Origin of the sequence: Ferrimicrobium sp. (assembly GCA_022690815.1) — a bacterium.
Lineage (GTDB): Bacteria > Actinomycetota > Acidimicrobiia > Acidimicrobiales > Acidimicrobiaceae > Ferrimicrobium.
On the sequence record JALCZJ010000002.1, the window covers coordinates 63986 to 81762 of the forward strand.

General features: G+C 58.3%; 17 protein-coding genes and 1 pseudogene. 11 read left to right on the forward strand and 7 right to left on the reverse strand.

Going from position 1 to position 17777, the window contains the following annotated elements; genetic code table 11:
- Positions 1-19: 19 nt before the first annotated feature.
- Genes MP439_01065 through MP439_01075 form a run of 3 tightly spaced genes read left to right on the forward strand, consistent with a single transcriptional unit; the run spans position 20 to position 3691 of the window.
- Positions 20-2161 carry a flagellar biosynthesis protein FlhA gene (locus tag MP439_01065; GenBank protein MCI2974656.1) on the forward strand — a complete coding sequence of 714 codons (2142 nt, stop codon included), beginning with the start codon at positions 20-22 and terminating at the stop codon, positions 2159-2161.
- Positions 2139-3464: a hypothetical protein gene (locus MP439_01070; protein ID MCI2974657.1), complete on the forward strand. Its 1326-nt coding sequence runs from the start codon at positions 2139-2141 to the stop codon at positions 3462-3464. Before MP439_01065 ends, MP439_01070 begins: the two co-directional genes overlap by 23 nt.
- Positions 3461-3691: a hypothetical protein gene (locus tag MP439_01075; GenBank protein MCI2974658.1), complete on the forward strand. Its 231-nt coding sequence runs from the start codon at positions 3461-3463 to the stop codon at positions 3689-3691. Before MP439_01070 ends, MP439_01075 begins: the two co-directional genes overlap by 4 nt.
- Here MP439_01075 and MP439_01080 read toward each other — a convergent pair.
- Positions 3688-3927 (reverse strand): hypothetical protein, encoded by a 240-nt coding sequence (locus MP439_01080; protein ID MCI2974659.1) that lies wholly within the window; start codon positions 3925-3927, stop codon positions 3688-3690. The genes MP439_01075 and MP439_01080 overlap by 4 nt on opposite strands.
- Before the next feature lie 463 nt (positions 3928-4390).
- Between MP439_01080 and MP439_01085 the strand changes: the two genes are divergently transcribed.
- On the forward strand, positions 4391-5182 hold the full coding sequence (locus MP439_01085; protein ID MCI2974660.1) for an enoyl-CoA hydratase-related protein: 792 nt from the start codon (positions 4391-4393) through the stop codon (positions 5180-5182).
- A 104-nt stretch (positions 5183-5286) separates the two neighbouring features.
- Here the strand turns inward: MP439_01085 and rpe are convergent, their stop codons facing one another.
- The 5 genes from rpe to MP439_01110 all read right to left on the reverse strand — a co-directional run bounded on the left by rpe (position 5287) and on the right by MP439_01110 (position 10489).
- The gene (gene rpe / locus MP439_01090) at positions 5287-6003 is read right to left on the reverse strand and encodes a ribulose-phosphate 3-epimerase (protein ID MCI2974661.1); all 717 of its coding nucleotides are present in this window, start codon (positions 6001-6003) and stop codon (positions 5287-5289) included.
- Between the two features lie 315 nt (positions 6004-6318).
- A complete protein-coding gene (gene rlmN / locus MP439_01095; GenBank protein ID MCI2974662.1) occupies positions 6319-7401 on the reverse strand; it encodes a 23S rRNA (adenine(2503)-C(2))-methyltransferase RlmN in 1083 nt (360 codons plus the stop codon).
- Between the two features lie 79 nt (positions 7402-7480).
- Positions 7481-8509 carry an ABC transporter substrate-binding protein gene (locus MP439_01100; GenBank protein ID MCI2974663.1) on the reverse strand — a complete coding sequence of 343 codons (1029 nt, stop codon included), beginning with the start codon at positions 8507-8509 and terminating at the stop codon, positions 7481-7483.
- A 139-nt stretch (positions 8510-8648) separates the two neighbouring features.
- Positions 8649-9491, reverse strand: a complete 843-nt coding sequence (locus MP439_01105; protein MCI2974664.1) for an ABC transporter permease — start codon at positions 9489-9491, stop codon at positions 8649-8651.
- Positions 9488-10489, reverse strand: a complete 1002-nt coding sequence (locus MP439_01110; GenBank protein ID MCI2974665.1) for an ABC transporter ATP-binding protein — start codon at positions 10487-10489, stop codon at positions 9488-9490. The genes MP439_01105 and MP439_01110 overlap by 4 nt, the downstream gene beginning before the upstream one ends.
- An 84-nt stretch (positions 10490-10573) precedes the next feature.
- Here MP439_01110 and MP439_01115 point away from each other — a divergent pair, with 84 nt between their 5' ends.
- The 5 genes and pseudogenes from MP439_01115 to MP439_01135 all read left to right on the forward strand — a co-directional run bounded on the left by MP439_01115 (position 10574) and on the right by MP439_01135 (position 13246).
- Positions 10574-11038, forward strand: coding sequence for a hypothetical protein (locus MP439_01115; GenBank protein ID MCI2974666.1), 465 nt, complete (start codon positions 10574-10576; stop codon positions 11036-11038).
- Between the two features lie 177 nt (positions 11039-11215).
- The gene (locus MP439_01120; protein MCI2974667.1) at positions 11216-11356 is read left to right on the forward strand and encodes a hypothetical protein; all 141 of its coding nucleotides are present in this window, start codon (positions 11216-11218) and stop codon (positions 11354-11356) included.
- Positions 11346-11591, forward strand: a complete 246-nt coding sequence (locus tag MP439_01125; GenBank protein MCI2974668.1) for a MoaD/ThiS family protein — start codon at positions 11346-11348, stop codon at positions 11589-11591. The genes MP439_01120 and MP439_01125 overlap by 11 nt, the downstream gene beginning before the upstream one ends.
- 281 nt (positions 11592-11872) lie before the next feature.
- A complete protein-coding gene (locus MP439_01130; GenBank protein MCI2974669.1) occupies positions 11873-12097 on the forward strand; it encodes an RtcB family protein in 225 nt (74 codons plus the stop codon).
- Between the two features lie 144 nt (positions 12098-12241).
- A pseudogene (locus MP439_01135) lies at positions 12242-13246 on the forward strand (RtcB family protein).
- On the opposite strand, the gene MP439_01140 reads toward MP439_01135, so the two are convergent.
- Entirely contained in the window at positions 13243-14286 is a 1044-nt protein-coding gene (locus MP439_01140; GenBank protein ID MCI2974670.1) for a glutamine synthetase beta-grasp domain-containing protein, read from the reverse strand. The pseudogene MP439_01135 and the gene MP439_01140 overlap by 4 nt on opposite strands.
- A gap of 458 nt (positions 14287-14744) precedes the next feature.
- On the opposite strand from MP439_01140, the gene MP439_01145 reads away from it, so the two are divergent.
- On the forward strand, positions 14745-16166 hold the full coding sequence (locus MP439_01145) for an APC family permease (GenBank protein ID MCI2974671.1): 1422 nt from the start codon (positions 14745-14747) through the stop codon (positions 16164-16166).
- A gap of 382 nt (positions 16167-16548) precedes the next feature.
- Positions 16549-17742, forward strand: coding sequence for a mycofactocin biosynthesis FMN-dependent deaminase MftD (mftD, locus tag MP439_01150; protein MCI2974672.1), 1194 nt, complete (start codon positions 16549-16551; stop codon positions 17740-17742).
- Positions 17743-17777 lie beyond the last annotated feature (35 nt).

Sequence of the window (17777 nt, forward strand, 5' to 3'; positions counted from 1 at the left end):
TGACGTAGTTGGCAATTGAATGATCTTTGAATTAAAGGTCAGAGATTTGGGTGACGAAGCGTTTCATACAGGGAAGAGCTCGGTTCTCACGGATGACCAAGGTTCTAAAGGGAGGACCATGGAGAGTGCCCGTATGCGCCGGCTGGCGTTAGCGGTACCCATCGGCATCGCCGTGATTGTGGTGATGTTGGTTGTCCCAATTCCTTCACAACTCCTCGACGTCTTGATTACGGCCAACATCACTTTTGCCTTGGTCGTTCTCGGCGTTTCCCTGCGGGTGACCGATCCACTTGAGTTTGCCGCCTTCCCGTCGGTGTTGCTGATTGCAACCATGTTCAGGCTGGCATTGAATGTGTCGGCAACCCGTTTGGTGCTCCTGCACGCCTACGCTGGATCGGTAATCGAGAGCTTTGGCCACTTTGTGGTAGGCGGTTCAGTGGTGGTCGGGCTGGTAGTTTTTGCCATCCTCTTCATCATCCAGTTCGTGGTCATCACCAGTGGCGCCGGACGCGTCGCGGAGGTTGGCGCTCGTTTCACTCTGGATGCGATGCCGGGCAAGCAAATGGCGATCGATGCCGACTTGAACGCTGGGCATATCGACGAGGCTGAGGCACGCCGTCGCCGGGAACGCATCTCCAAAGAGGCGGACTTCTACGGCGCCATGGACGGTGCATCCAAGTTCATCAAGGGCGATGCCATCGCCGCCGCGGTGATCACTGTGATCAACCTGATCGGTGGGTTCATTGTCGGTGTCGTCCAGCACCACCTGTCCATCACGCAGTCGATCGACACCTACTCGCTGCTCTCCGTCGGTGACGGGCTGGTCAGCCAGATCCCGGCGTTGTTGCTCTCGATCGCGACCGGTTTGGTCGTTACCCGAACCGCTAACGATGCCGACTTTGGCCTCGATCTGCTCCAACAGCTGCTCAAACAGTCGGTGGCTCTCCAGATCGCCGGGGGAATCATTGGAACCCTCGGTCTCTTGCCTGGTCTGCCGAAGCTTCCCTTCCTCCTGGTCGGCGGTGCGGTGTTCGTGATTGGATGGCGAGTATCAAAGTCGCCCGACAAGACTGAAGCAACCGAGACCCAGACGCTGACTCAAATAGCTGCGCCGGAGACAGCCCAAGATGTCGTCGGTGTCGAGATTCTCGAGCTCCAGCTCGGCTTTGAGCTCCTCGATGTGGTCGATCCCACGAAGGGCGGTGATCTCCTCGAGCGGGTCAAGGGGCTACGCCGCAAACTCGCAGGTGAACTTGGCTTTGTGCTGCCGCCGGTGAGGACCCACGATAACCTCGATATCGGCCCAACGGAGTACGTGATTAGGATCGCGGAGACCGAGGTGAGCCGTGGCAAGGTCCCGCGAGATCGGGTGCTCGCTATCGGCGATAATCTGGATGCCCTCCCTGGCGAAGAGACCGTCGATCCAGTCTTTGGCCTGCGGTCTCGGTGGATCCCACCGGACTACAAGGCCCAAGCACAGGTGCTCGGTGCAACGGTGGTCGATCGCTCATCGGTGATCGTGACACATCTTTCAGAGGTCGTTCGACACCACGCAGGGTCGTTGTTGACCCGTCAGCAGACCAAGGAGATGTTGGATGCGCTCAAGCGAGTCGCTCCGGTGGTTGTTGACGAACTCAACACCGCCCAGGTCGCCATGGGTGATATCCAACGAGTGTTGCGCGAACTCCTCGATGAGCAAGTTCCGGTACGCAACCTTCCCGCCATTGTCGAGGCCATTGTCGACCGCTACCGCAGCTCTAAGGAGCCTGATGCACTGTTAGATGCGGCCAGAGAGGCATTGGGTGGATCGATTTCATCGAGTTTTGCTCAAGATGGCATGTTGGCGGTCCTCTATCTCTCGTCGCAATTAGAGATGCGTTTTGCCGAGAGCCTGGTGACCGTCGATGGACGAAGGGTGCTCGGGATCGGGATGGACGAGATCGTGCGCTTGCGTGAGGAGATCCGTGCAGCAAAATTGCGCGCCGAGATCGAGGGCCACGAACCCGTGTTGGTGTGTATGCCTGCCATCCGGCGCGCGTTGTTCCAGACCTTGCGTTCAGGAGATGCATCGATTCCGGTGCTGGCCGTGAGGGAGCTTGCTCCTTCACTGAAGTTGATACAGATAGGAGTAATTGGCGATGTCGAACCAGCTACGGTTTAGTGGAAAATCGATTGAGGAGGCACTGGCAAAGGCTCGTGCCACCCTCGGCGAGGGTGTACGTTTGGTGGCTGCCGAGCGTGTGAGTAAGCCTGGCTTTGTCGGGAAACGTGTGAGTTTCACCGTGGTGGTCGAACCACCGACGGCCCCGATCTCGGCCCCAGGTTTTGCGGCAGCGCTGCGTAACGCCTTGGTGTCCACTGGCCCGCGGTCCACGAGTGTCCTCGACGCTGATGAGTCAGATTATCGAAGCGTACAAGACGAGTTAGCCAGGACATACGAGCGTACCTCGATCCCTGAACCACAGCCATCGTCAGTGACACAAGCACCGATTGTGGCGCCCAAAATTTTCCGACGAGATGGCAAGGTGACCAAACTCACCAACGTCGCATCTCCTTGGTGGTCGTCGGCCAGTGATGAGACGGCCCAAGCGAGCCCGCCGATGGGGTCTCGCGGGATACAGACGATGACCCAAGGGTCCAGTGCGGGCAATGTCGATGAGATCATCGATCTCACCGGCACTGATGTCATGAGCGTTGAGTCGACTGACGATACGTCGAACAACCATGCGCCCGAAGATGTCGCACGGAATATGATCTCAGCGCCGATGTCGACATCGATGTCCCCGTCTTTCTCTCCTTCGCGAGATGAGGTACAGTTGTCTCGATCGTCGATCGATCAAGACCCTGCGACTGGCTTGAGCGAGGACGAGCTCGTCGAAGCGGCGCAGCGGGCGATGACAAACAGCCGTTCGGGGGCGGGAGATTTTCTCGTGGATCGAATCGACACCCTCGTGGTCGATCTCTCTAAGGAGTCACAGATCATCGATGTACGCCCACGCGAGTTCATGGCTGAAACCGCGTGCCTTGCGCCGACCACGCACCTGGTTGCCGTCGTAGTACCTTCTGCGTTTGACCCGATTGAACGATTCCGAGAGATCTGTGAGACCCTCGACATCTCGGCCGACGATCGCTTTGTGCTCGCTCGTCGTCGCCGAGAGATCCCGACGGCGATGCTTAGCTCAACCAACCTCGTTGCGCGCTCAGTGGTGCAGAGTGCAGACGCTGGTGGCTGCACCGGCGTCCTGGTCGACGCGGGGCAGCTTCGGTTGCTTCGAGGTTCGTTTCTTGATTCCATGATGGCCGTCGTCGTGGCGATCGAAGGAACGGAGACGGTTGCTAGGTTGGAACGAGAGATGAGCCCATGTGGGCAGATCGATGCGCTCTGGTACCAGGGTGACGATCAGATTGCGGCAACGCTTGGCATTGCCCGATTGCGGTCATCGATCGACGGAGATGATCGGTGAAGTTCCCCTGGCGAGTGAGATTGACCATCCTCGGAGCATTTCTCGCCACGTATACGAGCCTCATGAATGTGCTCGATGGCTACAACGGTTGGGGTACCTACCTCGAACACCTCCTGATCGCGTTGTTGGTGGTCTATGTCGGTCTCTCCATTATTGCCACGGTGACGGCCTGGTATAACCTGCAAAACTTGGCGGAGCGACGCCGTCGCCAAGATGAGTCGTCCTAAAAGTCTGGCCACTCATCGAGCGTGTCCGGAAACAGATCCGTGGCGGCGGGGCCATCTCGGTCAGCATCGCCTTCCCCACGAGCGATTGCTGCTGGTAACTCGTTGATGAACGGGTTTTGTGCCAAGGCGGCGATCCTCTCTAGCCGCGCCCAAAAGGATTGCAAAAGCTTGCGCGGTGACAAGGGTTTGTCGTTTTTGCTCACATTGTCCACACCGATAGGATAGAGTGTTTCCATCAACGTTTGATGGCTTACGGGGTTTCATGGTTAGCAGGGACTGTGTGCGTGTTGACCGAGTGCTTGTCGCCATCGCCGTTAACGGTCAATGACGTTGGCGGTGGGCACCATGACCGTGGGCTAGCGCTAACATTGGCCTGAATCGATGGGGTTGGCCTGAATCGATGGGGTCAGTGAGGATTCGTGGGCCGTGGCGTTCTTTGATGAGGCCGGGGCTTGCGATGAGGTCTGAGTTGACAAAGAGGACAGGGTCCATGGATGAGGTTCTGTTGAGTTAGTCGGTGACCAGGACGGCGGATTGATCGAGATCGGTCGTGGACCGGGGAAAAATCAGCTAGTGGATAACGATTAGGGGCAAAATTCGGATTGTCGGTGCAGTGGTCCGACCTGGAGAAGGTTGTGTTCGTTTGACCTCATAAAGGTCGATGGTAAATAGCAATGGTCCGCGACAAGGGGGTAAGAGTTGGCTGAGGTCGAGGTTCAACAACAGGGAGCGACGATGATCGTTACGATCAATCGTCCGGAGCAACTGAACTGTGTCAATGATAGGGTTGCCGAAGGTATCACCGAAGCTTTGCAGGATGCCGAGACCGATGCGTCGGTGCGGAGTGTGATCCTCACCGGAGCTGGGGACCGGGCCTTTTGCACCGGAATGGACCTTAAGTTCGCGTTGGCCCATGGGAGCCATGGCGTGGTCATTCCCGGCCGAGGCTTTGCCGGAATCGGGGGGTACGACTTCCCGAAACCCCTGATTGCTGCCGTCAATGGCTACGCCGTCGCTGGCGGATTCGAGATCGTGCTCAACTGTGATCTCGTGATCGCAAGCGAAGGCGCTCGCTTTGGGCTTCCGGAGGCAAAGCGTGGTCTCTTGGCGACTGGAGGCGGCCTGGTGCGTTTGAGTGAGCTTGTTGGCCGCAGTGTTGCCATGGAGATCGCGCTCACCAGTGAACCGATCGATGCCAGCCGTGCGCTGGCACTCGGGATGATCAATCGGGTGGTCCCGCGCGACCAGTTGCTGACTGAGGCGCTGACCATGGCCACCAAGATCGCCAAGTCTGGCCCGCAAGCGATTCTCAACTCGAAGCGGCTGCTTCGGGGTGCCTATGCACGGGCGACCGAGACGATTTGGCAGCTCAATTCGGAGCTTGCGGTGATCACCATGGACTCGAGTGAAGCCGCCGAGGGCATGGCCGCATTTGTCGAGCGACGTGAGCCACGTTGGGTTGACGTGGAGGAGGAAGAGTCCGTCTCCTAACGACTCGCTCGGCTACGCAGATGATACGGCATCGCAGTCACTGGCCTTGGGCCAAGGACGCGTGCTTGCGACAAGACCTGACTGTATAGTCTCGCGCGAGTGTCTCAGAGGGCGCGTTGGGTAAACGCTTCTTGTGCAAGCTGATGAAAGTTGTTGACGGCGGCGAGCAGATGACCCCGGTGGGCGAGCAGAGCTGAGCCGGAGACGAGGATCTCGGCACCATTCATGACACAACCGGCCAACGTCTCCTCCGAGACCCCCCCATCCACCTCGATCTTGACCAAGGGGTTGGTCGCTTCGCGCAGGGCAACGGCGGCGAGAATTTTGGCATCCATCGCCTTGATGTAATGTTGGCCCCCAAATCCAGGGTTGACGGTCATAATCATCAGCACATCGAGTTCATCCATGACGTGCTCGACTGCACTGAGAGGCGTTGCCGGATTGAGGGCGACCCCGGCGCGTACTCCGAGGGATTTGATCAGTCCGAGCGTCCGATGCAGGTGTCGTGTTGCCTCAGCGTGTATGGTGATGAGCTCACATCCAGCATCCGCGAATTCTGCGACGTAGCGCTCAGGGTCAACGATCATAAGGTGTACCTCGTAGGGAAGCGCGCTATAGCGTCGGCAACTGGTGATGACCGGTGCGCCGATGGTGATGTTTGGAACGAAGACCCCATCCATGACATCCCAATGGATTCGATCGACACCAGCCTCCTCAAGGGCTGCCAGCTCCTCGCCCAGGCGCCCAAAGTCGCAAGGCAAGATCGAGGGGGCGATTTCGATCACGCGCTCGCCATTGTGGTGATCGGTTGTCTTCGTCAATGGTTGCTCCTTGTCTCATGGTAGTGACACCAACGTTGGGGTTGGCAGTGACTTTCGATTGTTTCGATGCGATGCGAGCCAGTTTGCTGTGCATGGCCGTTGACCAGTGGCGTGCTCAATGGCACCCAATCAGTTTCAGATTTATCTGTCTTAACGAAATTCTGACCGGATAGATCGGTCCTGGAGGTCGCAAGAGCACGGTGGCGTCGGGATCGTCGTACATTGCGAATCTTGCCGTCGATGGTCGATACCAATGCATACCATTGTCGCACGGCATTGTTGTGCGAGGATGGATTGTTGTACGATGATGGCTGTTCATCCACGCCGATCGATTGACATGCCAACGAGTTCGCTGGTTCCCTTGGGCCCAGGTCGTGACCTATGTCGTATCTGGGTGGCCGTATCGCGCATGGCCAGCTGTCCACAGGCGGCGTCAATGGATTGACCCCGGGTGGAGCGGATTGTCGTGCGGATGCCATTGGCCTGTAGCCCTCGTTGAAAGGCGATCACCCGGTCGCGGGTGCTTCCTCGAACGAGATACCCGGGCGTCGGATTCAAAGGGATGAGATTGACGTGAGCCCGTAATCGCAAAGCGATCTCGGTGAGCTCAGCGAGCGCCTTGGGCGTGTCGTTGAAGCCGTCGATCATCGCCCATTCAAGGCTGATGAGTCGCGACGTTGCCTTGGTCCAGCGTTCACAGCTGGTCACGATACGCTCGATCGGGTAGCGCCGATTGAGAGGGATAATGGTCGACCGATCCTCGTCGTTGGCGGCGTGGAGTGAGACCGCAAGGGTGAGTGGCAGACCTTCCTTTGCGAGCCGTTCGATCCCGGGAACGACACCAACCGTGGAGACAGTGATCCGTCGGGGCGAGATCTTGAAGCGCTCAACGATGGCGTGGAGCGCAAGGGCCACCGAGCGATAGTTCGCAAGTGGTTCCCCCATGCCCATGAGGACGATGTTTGATAAGCGGCGTGGCAGCGCGGCCTGCTTTGCCCGATACACCTGTTCGATGATCTCGGCGCTGGTGAGTTGGCGCCCAAAACCTCCTTGACCGGTGGCACAGAAGCTGCACGCCATGGCACAGCCTGCCTGGGTCGATATGCAAACGGTTGCCCGCTGCGGGTACTCCATGAGGACGGTTTCGATACGGTGACCTCCGTCGATGGCAAAAAGCCACTTACGGGTGCTCGCATCATCGCTGGTGGTGGCGGTGAGCTCATTGAGGCCCAAGGGATACTCACGTTCGAGTTCGTTTCTCAGGCGAACGGGAAGCGAGGTGATCTCGGCGACGGGTAATGCCTTGTCAAAGAGTCCCTCAAAGAGTTGGTCTGCCCGATATCGCGCCCCGAGTGCCGTCGCGGCACCATCGTGGTCAAGATCGAAAATCGAAGGCATGGCCCTCAGGCTAGTCTCCGTCGACGGTCTTTGGGTGAGGTGTCACCCGTGAGCTGTTGAGCACAAGCCACGATGCTACTTAGCTTGCTGGCACCCTATCGGCAAAACTTGTATCAACGTAGGCGGAAGTGCTGAGCGCGTGGTGGTAGTCGACAAGGCCGTTCGCGATGTACACATTTTGCATGGCGGTTAGCGTCGAGACTGGAGGTGCCAGGTTGGGGGCGTAGATGCTCGGTGGTTCGGCCTTCAGGATGCTCGTGGACTCGCCAGTCGCCTTCGCGATGATCGCGAGGTTGGCCGCGCTCGTTTGGGCAGACCCTTGCAGATCCTTGGAGCCCTCGGCTAGTGCGTCAAAGAAGCGTTGCGCTGCCGGTGTCTTGGCAAATGCACCTCCGTAGATCACGCCGACGACGGCGGCATCTACTGGTGCTGGTTGGACCAACGTGCCATCCTTGGCAGCCAAGATTGCCGAAAGGAAGGGGGCTGAGGGGTAGGCGGCGACCACCGAACGATTGGCGAGTGCCGTCTGCATGTCAGGGAGGCCCAGGTTGACCACGTTCACATCTGCCAATGTGAGATGATACGGCTTGAGGGCTTCAGCGAGTAGGTAACCACCGGCGGCACCAGCGCCACCGTCGATGCCGATCTTGGCGCCGCGAAGTTCGGAGGCGGTCAGCTTCTTACCGGCGGGGACGACGCCATTGGCCACCACGAGGCCATTGGCGGCCTGCCCAGGTGCCTCTGCCGCCATCGAGCCGACAACTTTAAAGTTCAACCCCTGCTTGATGGCATCGAACATGCCAGCGGAGAAGCCACCGAGAACGACTTGGACTCGGTTCGTCGCTGCAAGTGTCGTTGCACTTTGTCCGGAGGAGACGACGGTGAGGTGCACATTGACATGCTCCTTGGCGAAGTAACCCTTTGCCATAGCGATATACAACGGATCGAAGAGAGGGATCGGCACATAGGCAACCGTGACGTTGGCTGTGGCGGTAGAGCTTGGCGAACTGGTTGAGCTCGAAGACGTCGTGGAGCTGGTACTCCCACAGGCGGCGAGGATGCCTGATGCTGCGAGAGCTAGGGCTGCGAAGCGCTTGCGTTGAGTCATGTCGATCTCCTCAATAAATTCAGGTTGGTCATGTCTTGTGGTGAGACAGTCAGTCAACCTCATGAAACGAATGTTTCAGGCGATTATAGCAATAACAGCGTTCACTGACGCGCCCTTGACCATTTTCCTTGCCAAACAGTTAGTCCCGGGTGTTGCGGCCGGACCAGGGCATGATTCTGCGGCCAACGAGCTCGACGATGCCGGTGAGGACGACACCGACAAGGGCGATCGTGATCAGGCCGACATACATCTCGTTGGGTTCAAAGAGTTGCCAGGAGTTCCAGACCAGGTAACCAAGTCCGCTGTTGGCGGCGACGAACTCGGTGGCCGTGACGACCACCAGCGCGAGCGCTGCGGCGACGCGAAGCCCGGTAAAGATCGCTGGAAGGCTGCCTGGGACCAGCACGTGCCAAAACAGGCGTCGCCCCTTCGCCCCATAGGCCCTCCCTGCCTCCAGCAGTTGGGGATCGATCGACCGGACACCGGCCATCGCGTTGATCTCGAGGACGAAGAATGATACTGCCGCGACGGTCAGGATTTTGGGAGTCTCGCCGATGCCGAAGATGACGAGCAGGAGCGGCAGAACAGCGATCTGAGGCACGGCATAGAGTGCGGCGAAGAGCGGAGAGAATGCGGCTCGCAGGGTACGAAAGATCCCCAAAAAGATCCCGACGACAATGCCAAGAGCACCACCGAGCACAAATCCCACGATCAGCCGTAAGGAGGTGATGGCCAGGTCGTGGGTGAGAACGCCGTTATGAATGAGGGTGATGGCGGTCGTAAAGATCGTGCTGGGTGGCGTGAAGATCTTGGCGTCGATCAGGTTTGTTGAACTTGCAGCTTGCCAGCAGATGAGCAAAACGATGGGTGTCGCGATGCCTAGCAGCGCGTCGCGTCGGCGGAGGCGGCGGCTGTGGCTCGTGGAGCGTTCGAGTTCTTCGTTGATTGGACTCGTGGTGGATGGACTCTTGATCGAGGTCATCGAAACTCCATAGAGGCCATGACCTCGTCATGAAGGTCACCAATGATGGTGTCTTTAAGGGCTACAAAGCGGGGGTCGGCCATGGTGTGCAAACTGCGTGGTCGTTTGAGATCTACGTCAAGTATTGCCTTGATTCTCCCGGGGCGTCGACTCATAATCGCGACACGATCGCCCAAGAGGATAGCCTCATCGATGGAGTGCGTGACCAGCAGGACGGTTTTACGGGTCTCCTCCCAGAGGCGGATGAGATCTTCCTGGATCAACATGCGGGTCTGCTCATCGAGCGCGCCCATCGGCTCGTCCATGAGCAAGATGTCGGGCTCGGTGACGAATGCACGGGCAATGGAGAGGCGCTGGCGCATGCCACCCGAGAGGGCATCGGGAAAGGCACGCTCAAAGCCAGCGAGACCGACCCGTTCGATCCACAGTTGAGAACGGCGGTAGCGTTCCTTGGTCTCAACCCCCGACATCTTGAGGCCGAACGCCACATTGTCACGCACCGTGAGCCATGGAAAGAGCGCATGATCCTGGAAGACGAAGGCAATCCGAGGCGACGCTTGTTGGGCTATCGACCCTTGGCTCGGTGTTTCGATTCCGCCGATGATGCGCAGCAGCGTTGACTTGCCACAGCCTGATGGGCCGATGAGCGACGTGAACGATCCTCGTTCGAGAACGAGGTCAACGGCTTCCAAGGCTAAAACACCCTGGCCATTCGTGGTGAATACTTTGGTGATTTGGTTGGCACGAACGAGCCAGTCTTGATCTTCCCCCGTCACTGCGTCGGTCCTCTCAGCCAGATTGGGAAGCATCCTAGCAACCACGCCGACGATCATGATCGTTTCAAGCGTTGGGATCTCTGGTGCGCTTTGGATCTCTGGACGAAGCGATCTTTGTATCGAGGGCGTGTCCATGGCGAAGTCGCCACTGACGATCAGAAGGCAACTCCGACCCTGATTGAGAGCGATGGCAATGGCAATGTCTTTCGGGAGGTGGCTCAAGCGCTAGACTAAGCAAGCAACGTCGTACAAGTCGACGCGGTGCCAAGGTCAACGTCGCGAAGGTTGGGGCGGGATGGTCCAAGTATGTTAGTCACCCTCGAAAATCGACTGATCACCGTCGCCGACCGACTGCCAAAGCTCCCCGAGCTAGTTGTCTCCCGCTTGGTAAAATGGGCCTGGTTTATTGACCTGGTGATCGCGGTACTGGTGTTGCTCGATGCCTTTGATATCATCAGCGCAGCGACTGCCTTTGGAGGCTCGTGCTCCGGTGTCCTGCTCGGATGTGTTGGAGGGTCAGCGTTGTCGAGCTTTTACATCGCGGCAGGCCTCACGGCACTCTACGGTCTAATCTACCTTTTCGGTGTTCGGCCATTGCGCGAACTGCGGTATCGAGGATGGCAGATTGTTTTTCGGGGAACCATCCTCCAACTCGTGGTGGGCATGGTGTTGACCTTCTTCTTCGGACTCAATGGAATCTTGCTCGTGTTCGCAGAGGTGGCTTGCGGCTGGTATCTTCTGTTCTCCATTCGACCGTCTTTCAACTATTGATGCTCGTGAGCGCCTGCTAGGGCGGTGTTAACCGTTGGGCCGGTGGCTCTGGTTGTCAGTGCAGCTCATTTGTACAACCGGCCACAGCGAGCCTAAGTAGCCGTGGCGCGCTGGGTGTGATGACGATCCTGGCGTTGACCATGCTGGAGCGCTGATCAAAGTAAACTTGCGACCATGATGGATGAGGTCGAACAGGATCGCACCGAAGATACCCTGGGCGAGGTGGAGCGCACCTTGGCGGAGTTGCGGTCGTCATTTGCGGCGATCAGTGCCGAGATCGCTTCCTTGCTAGAACCCGAGAACACCGATGCTAGTTAGGTTTTTTGGTGCGGCCAAGGCGATTGCAGGTGCTGAGAGCGTTGAGATACCCGATGGCGCCAAGGATGTAGCCGAGTTCGCTTTCTTGCTTTCCAATGTGTGTGGTCCCGAACTTGCGGCCATGCTCCCGTACTGTCGTTTTGCCGTTGGTGCGAACGTGCTCGATGCGGCAAGTCGACTCCCATCCTCTGGCGAGGTTGTGGTCCTGCCGCCGGTATCAGGTGGGATGAGGTAGCTCAAGCGACGGTAGTTGTCGCCCGGTGAGCAAGTCGACTTCAGCCCAGCCGAGAGTCCAAGCGCGGTCAGGATTGCGTCGTCGCTTCTTCGGTAGCGTGGCCACCTTCGGTGGGGGATAGAGCCCCAGGGGGCACCAAATACCCAGGCGCTCTTGCGTGAGATCTGCCGCATGCCGTAGCGCTCGGGATGATTACAACAAGGGGTAGAAATGGGGAGTTAAACTGAAGGAGATCCATGACGGTGAGGTGCGCTTGCCTGTGAGCTGTTAGAGGGGTGACGATGCCAACGATGCATAACAACGTGTTGGTCTGGGGGTCGATTGAGGATGCGACGATCCAACAAGCAGCACGCCTCTCGCGGCTTCCGTTCGTTGTTGGTCATGTCGCCTTGATGCCCGATGCTCATGTTGGTTTGGGTTCGACGATTGGAACCGTGTTTGCGACATCGGGAGCCATCATTCCCGCCGCGATCGGCGTTGATATTGGGTGCGGCATGGTCGCATAGCGGTTGGGAATTTGTGCCAACGATCTCCCTGATGGGCTGGAGCAACTGCATCATTTGATCCAGGAGTCGATCCCAGCCGGAGTTGGCCGTGGTCATCTAGATGGAGCTCGTGTCTCAGAGGCCGACGCGACGATTGATAGGCTCTTGGCAACGCGTCGCGATTGGGACGATCGAGACAGGACCAGGCCCTACAGCCAGTTTGCAAGCCTTGGTAGTGGCAATCACTTCATCGAACTTTCACTGGATGAGCACGACGATGTTTGGGCGGTGTTACATTCTGGGTCTCGAGGCATCGGGAATGCGCTCGCGACCAAACACATCGAGTGTGCCAAGGGGCTCATGCGGCGATATTTTATTGAACTTCACGATCAAGACCTCGCCTACCTAGTCGAGGGGACCGATGAGTTTCGGGCCTATATCGATGACATGGAGTGGGCGCAGGCGTATGCTTTCGCTAATAGGGGCGCCATGATGGATGAAGTTGTCCGCCAAGTAGCTCACGTTCTTGGAAGAGAGCTTCACCCGGATCCGGCGATCAACTGTCATCACAACTACACCGTATAAGAGCATCATGGCAACCGTGACGTCTGGCTGACACGAAAGGGAGCGATTCGGGCAGGAAAGGGTGATCTTGGGGTGATTCCCGCTTCGATGGGCACGTCGACCTACATCGTCCGGGGACGAGGCAGTGTGTCGAGCTATATGAGTTCATCTGATGGTGCTGGCAGGAGGCTTTCACGTACTGAGGCACGACGAACGCTGACGGTGGAATCACTCAACGAACAGATGCAGGGTCTGGCATGGACCGCATCGGATGCTAAGTCGCTCTTAGACGAACACCCTGATGCTTACAAACCTATTGCCGACGTGATGGCGGTGCAGCAAGATCTTGTCGAAGTTGTTCACGAGCTGCGGCAGATCTTGAACTACAAGGGCGTAGAGGCACCGCGAGTTCGAGAGAGGGGCAACACACGAGTGCAAGCTCCGCCGCAGTCGATGCGCCGAGCCCGATGCCACGTTGCATTGACCCATTGGTACCAGATTGCCATGTCGCTGACCAAAATTGCGAGAGATGACAAAGCCGCTCCTGGCAGGGCCAGGAGCGGCTTCAAGAACTCAACCAACGCGTACGGCGTTAGGATTGCTTAGAGAGCATCGGCAAGGTCCGAGTGCTTGGCGGCTTCGGTCGAGGACTCAGCATCCGAGCAGACGGTGTCCATGATGAGACGACAGACGACGTATGGATCCATGTTCGCATTTGGGCGACGATCCTCAAGCCATCCCTTGCCAGCCTTGGCGGCTGCCCACGGTATGCGGACCGAGGCACCTCGGTTGGAGACCCCGTAGCTAAACTGGTCGTAGCGGGCGGTTTCATGTAGCCCGGTCAACCTGCGCTCAATCCCATGCCCGTAATTTGCAATGTGCTCCTCAACGTTGCGGCCGAGGGCCTCGCAGCCAGCGACGATGGCGTCAAAGTCGTTGCGCATTGCGAGGGTGGAGAAGTTCGTGTGTGCACCCGCACCATTCCAGTCACCCGCGATCGGCTTGGCGTCCCAGTTGACTTCGACCTCGAAGTCTTCGGCGATGCGCATCAGTAGCCACCGAGCAACCCAGAGTTCGTCGGCGATCTCCGGAGGAGCAAGCGTCCCTACCTGGAACTCCCACTGGGCCATCATGACTTCGGCGTTCGTGCCCTCAATGTGGAGTCCGGCCTCCATGCAGGCGAGCGTATGTGCCTCAACGATGTCTCGACCAACGATTTTTTGACCGCCAACGCCGCAGTAGTAGGCACCTTGGGGCGCGGGGAAGCCGTTGACGGGCCAGCCAAGCGGACGCCCATCTTTGAAGAAGGTGTACTCCTGCTCGATCCCGAACATGGGCTCTTGGTCGGCAAAGCGTTCGGCCACACTGACACACGTCGCACGCGTGTTGGTTGGATGTGGTGTGAAGTCGGTCAGCAGGACTTCGCACAACACCAGCACATTGTCTCCGCCACGGATCGGATCCTGGCACTGGAACACTGGCTGAAGCACGCAGTCGGAGTTATCTCCAGGGGCCTGATTGGTACTCGATCCGTCAAATCCCCAGATGTCAGGGGCTTTGCCGTCCTGGATGATGCGGGTTTTGTTACGCATCAAGGGGGTTGGTTTAGTTCCGTCGATCCAGATGTATTCCGCCTGATAGCTCATGGTTCATTCGCTTTCGGTTTCAGGTGCTGCCAATCCCATACCTGGTGGTCAGCTACACGCCAATTGCTACCCCTACAAGGCTACGGGAGGGTGAGGCAGCGCGCTAAGGGGTAATGTTAACTCCTTGTAACGATGGGGGTGAGTCGGGGCGAGCGTTGCAGGCCCGCGCAGCGGATGGCGCTGGATCGATTCGACACGTTGGGCGATTCTGCGCTCTGGAGCGGCACCCCACCCGCTCCTGCGCCAGCGTAAGCGCCCGCGCCGTCTGCGATCAATTGGGCTTTGGCGTTGCGAAGCGGCAGTACCTCCCACCTCGTCGCGACTAGCTCTCGCACCAACCGTTGCTTCTCAAAGCACGGGGATGTTTGCCTCTCTGGAAGAATTGGAAGGCGAGTTTTGCACTGCGAGTGAATGCGTGGTGTATCCTGGTGGTGCTAAGCGATGGACAGGGGGTTCTCATGGCTAAGGATGTAACAACCACGTCGGGTTCGACGCGGCTGCGTCAGAACTCACTGACCACGGCGGACATCCTCGGGGTGTCCCTCGCCGACACAGCACCGGCGATGAGCTTCTTCTTCTCGTTTGCTGCCATTGCTGCTGCCGCTGGGATCGCGAGCCCACTCGCGATCATCGTTGCGGCTGTTGCGGTGCTGCTCAAGCTCAATAGCTTGACCGAATTTACCAAGGTGTCGCCGAGCTCGGGCTCATACATCTCATATATTGGTAAGGCGTTTGGCGCTATCCCCGGCGTGATGACGGCCTGGGCACTATCGGTTGGCTACATCATTGCGGTCGGCTACGTGATGGCCATCATGGGGGGTTGGACGTCGCTGATCCTCTCCAAGTACGCCCACATCTCGGTTCCATGGGAGCCGATCACGATCGTCTTTGTGGCCTTCGTGAGTTTCCTCGTATACCGGGGCGTCAAGGTGAGTGCTCGTTGGGCAACGGTTGCCTTTATCTTTGAGATCCTCCTGATCTTCGTGAGCATGATCGCCATCGTCGTGACGAACTCATCGCACCTCAACTTCGCGAGCTTTGAGCCAAGCTTGATCAGCCGTGGTATCTCCGGAATGGGCTTGGCCTTCCCGCTAGCGATCTTTCTCTTTATCGGCGTGGGCAACCCGGGAGCGATGGTGGAGGAGACCCGCAATGCACGTCGCTCGGTGCCGAGAGCGATCTACATCGCCACGATTACCGTGGCTATTGTCTACCTTCTGATGGCGTGGACAACGTCGATCGCCTTCCACAACCACGCTGGTACCATTTCCAACCTGTCGGCACCCTTTGTTACAGCGGCCGACAAGGCTCTTGGCCCGGTGTCGATTCTGGTCTATCTGGCCGGTCTCACGAGTACGTTCTCGTCGTTGATCGGAGCGACGACCGCGCAGACGAGAATCATCTTTAGCGCCGGGCGAGAGAAGCTGCTCCCAAGCGTTTTGGGCAAGCTGAGTGATCGCTATGGGACCCCGATCATCTCGCTCATCGCCTATTCGCTCATCGCGCTCATCATCACGTTGCTCTGGGCGAGTCATGGCAATCCACTCGATATCGCTGGAGACATCGCCACGTTAGGGACAATTCCGATCATCCTGGTCTACCTTGCGCTCAATCTTGCCTTGCCTGTGTACTTTCTTCGAGAGCATCGCGCACAGTTCTCGGTCCTGCGACATCTGATCATCCCAATTCTTGGCGTGGCCGCCCTCGTACTACCGTTATGGGGGTTGATCAAGCCGGGGCAACCCTATCCCTTTGATATCTTCCCCTGGATCATCCTCGGTCTCTTGGTCGTCAGCTTCGTTTTTGCGGTGATCCGCAGCCGACAGATCCCAGACCTTGGTTCCAAGATTGGGAGTGTGCTTGCGGATGACTTTGAGTAACGTCGGCTAGCGCTCTTGGTTGGCAGCTACCAACACCTGGAGCGAGGTTGTCGCCACCAGAGCGGTTGTTGGACCGGTCAAGTTCGCCAACTGTGCGCTTGATTCGGGCATGACACACTCCGATGTGTGCATCACTGGCCGTGTCATTTGGTTGACAGGGTGATATGTCGGCAATCGCCGGACGAGCCCGGGCGTGATTCCGCTGCGATGCGCATTGACGTCGGTGGTGACCATTGACGTCGGTGGTGACCATGGCCACGTCGTGTCCTGGCGATCGGACTCTGCGGTAGATCGGTACTCCTCCTGTGCTAAGGACCCTGGTTGATGCACCTGATGGCTGTTGTGGCATCGATGGTGATAGCGTCAATGGTGGAGGTAGTTGATGTCGAGTACACGAACATGGTTCGAGTCAGTCGCGGAGGCCGAGCGTCGTGCACGCCGGGCACTCCCACCGTCAGTATTTGAAGCGATTCGGGCGGGTTCAGAGGCAGGAGTGACCGCCTCTGAGAATGTTCAGGCATTTTCCCAGCTCAAGCTCCTCCCCTCGGTTGCGGGCCAACACTCGGAGCGGACGCTTGGGACGAGCATCATGGGGATTCCAGTGAGCTTGCCGGTCTTGCTGTCGCCGACCGGAGTGCAGGCGGTTCACCCAGAAGGAGAGGTGGCCATCGGTCGTGCGGCGCGAGAGGCGGACACGCTCATGGGCGTGGCTGCCTTCGCATCGGTCCCGATTGAGGCGGTCGCCGCGGTCACGCCGAAGTTTCTGTTCCAGACCTATTGGTCTGGCCCGCGGTTGCTGATCGAGCACCGGCTTGACCGAGCCAAAGCTGCCGGAGCCCTGGGTCTTATTGTCACGCTAGATTGGTGCTTTGACTTCCGTCGAGACTGGGGCAGTCCTTGGATCCCGCGACGCATGAATGCTGAGGCCATCGCTCGCTACTTGCCCGAGCTGATGAGACGCCCGAGGTACGTAAGGCGGTATTTGCAGGCAGGTGGCCCCCCTGATCTCGGAGTTCCGAACATGGCTGACCAACGCGGAGAGGCTCCAGGCTTCTTCGACGCCTTCGAGGAGTGGATGCGCACACCCCCTCCAACCTGGGATGACTTGGCGTGGCTCCGAAGTCGATGGGATGGTCCGTTCATGGTCAAGGGTGTCACTCGGGTGAGTGATGCGCTCAAAGCCCGAGATATTGGGGCGACGGCGATCTCGGTGTCAAACCATGGCGGCAACAACCTAGATTCCACACCAGCGACGATTCGCTGTTTGCCAGCGATCGCCGAAGCGGTTGGTAGAGACGTAGAAGTCCTCCTTGACGGCGGTGTCCGTCGTGGCTCTGACGTGGTGAAGGCCTTGGCACTTGGTGCGCGAGCGGTAATGATCGGACGCCCCTACCTTTGGGGCCTCGCTGCGGCGGGCGCGCTTGGCGTGACCAATGTGATCGAGATTCTTCGGGGAGGAATCTCCGAAACGCTCTACGCACTCCAGAAGGCATCCGTCACTGATTTGGGGCCAACGGATGTCCTTGTGCCGGATGGTTTTGTTGTTGACCAAGACGTGGGCGACGGCGGCCGATGACGGTGGGGATCGCCATCACTGCGGACCCAGCAGTA

Excerpts from the sequence above, each read along its gene's own strand:
- MP439_01140 (MCI2974670.1), bottom strand. The coding sequence starts at position 14,286 with ATGAGCTATCAGGCGGAATACATCTGGATCGACGGAACTAAACCAACC.
- MP439_01130 (MCI2974669.1), top strand. The coding sequence starts at position 11,873 with ATGCCAACGATGCATAACAACGTGTTGGTCTGGGGGTCGATTGAGGAT.
- MP439_01080 (MCI2974659.1), bottom strand. The coding sequence starts at position 3,927 with ATGGAAACACTCTATCCTATCGGTGTGGACAATGTGAGCAAAAACGAC.
- MP439_01065 (MCI2974656.1), top strand. The coding sequence starts at position 20 with ATGATCTTTGAATTAAAGGTCAGAGATTTGGGTGACGAAGCGTTTCAT.
- MP439_01120 (MCI2974667.1), top strand. The coding sequence starts at position 11,216 with ATGGATGAGGTCGAACAGGATCGCACCGAAGATACCCTGGGCGAGGTG.
- mftD (MCI2974672.1), top strand. The coding sequence starts at position 16,549 with ATGTCGAGTACACGAACATGGTTCGAGTCAGTCGCGGAGGCCGAGCGT.
- MP439_01105 (MCI2974664.1), bottom strand. The coding sequence starts at position 9,491 with ATGACCTCGATCAAGAGTCCATCCACCACGAGTCCAATCAACGAAGAA.
- rlmN (MCI2974662.1), bottom strand. The coding sequence starts at position 7,401 with ATGCCTTCGATTTTCGATCTTGACCACGATGGTGCCGCGACGGCACTC.
- MP439_01070 (MCI2974657.1), top strand. The coding sequence starts at position 2,139 with ATGTCGAACCAGCTACGGTTTAGTGGAAAATCGATTGAGGAGGCACTG.
- MP439_01115 (MCI2974666.1), top strand. The coding sequence starts at position 10,574 with ATGTTAGTCACCCTCGAAAATCGACTGATCACCGTCGCCGACCGACTG.
- MP439_01145 (MCI2974671.1), top strand. The coding sequence starts at position 14,745 with ATGGCTAAGGATGTAACAACCACGTCGGGTTCGACGCGGCTGCGTCAG.
- MP439_01100 (MCI2974663.1), bottom strand. The coding sequence starts at position 8,509 with ATGACTCAACGCAAGCGCTTCGCAGCCCTAGCTCTCGCAGCATCAGGC.
- MP439_01125 (MCI2974668.1), top strand. The coding sequence starts at position 11,346 with ATGCTAGTTAGGTTTTTTGGTGCGGCCAAGGCGATTGCAGGTGCTGAG.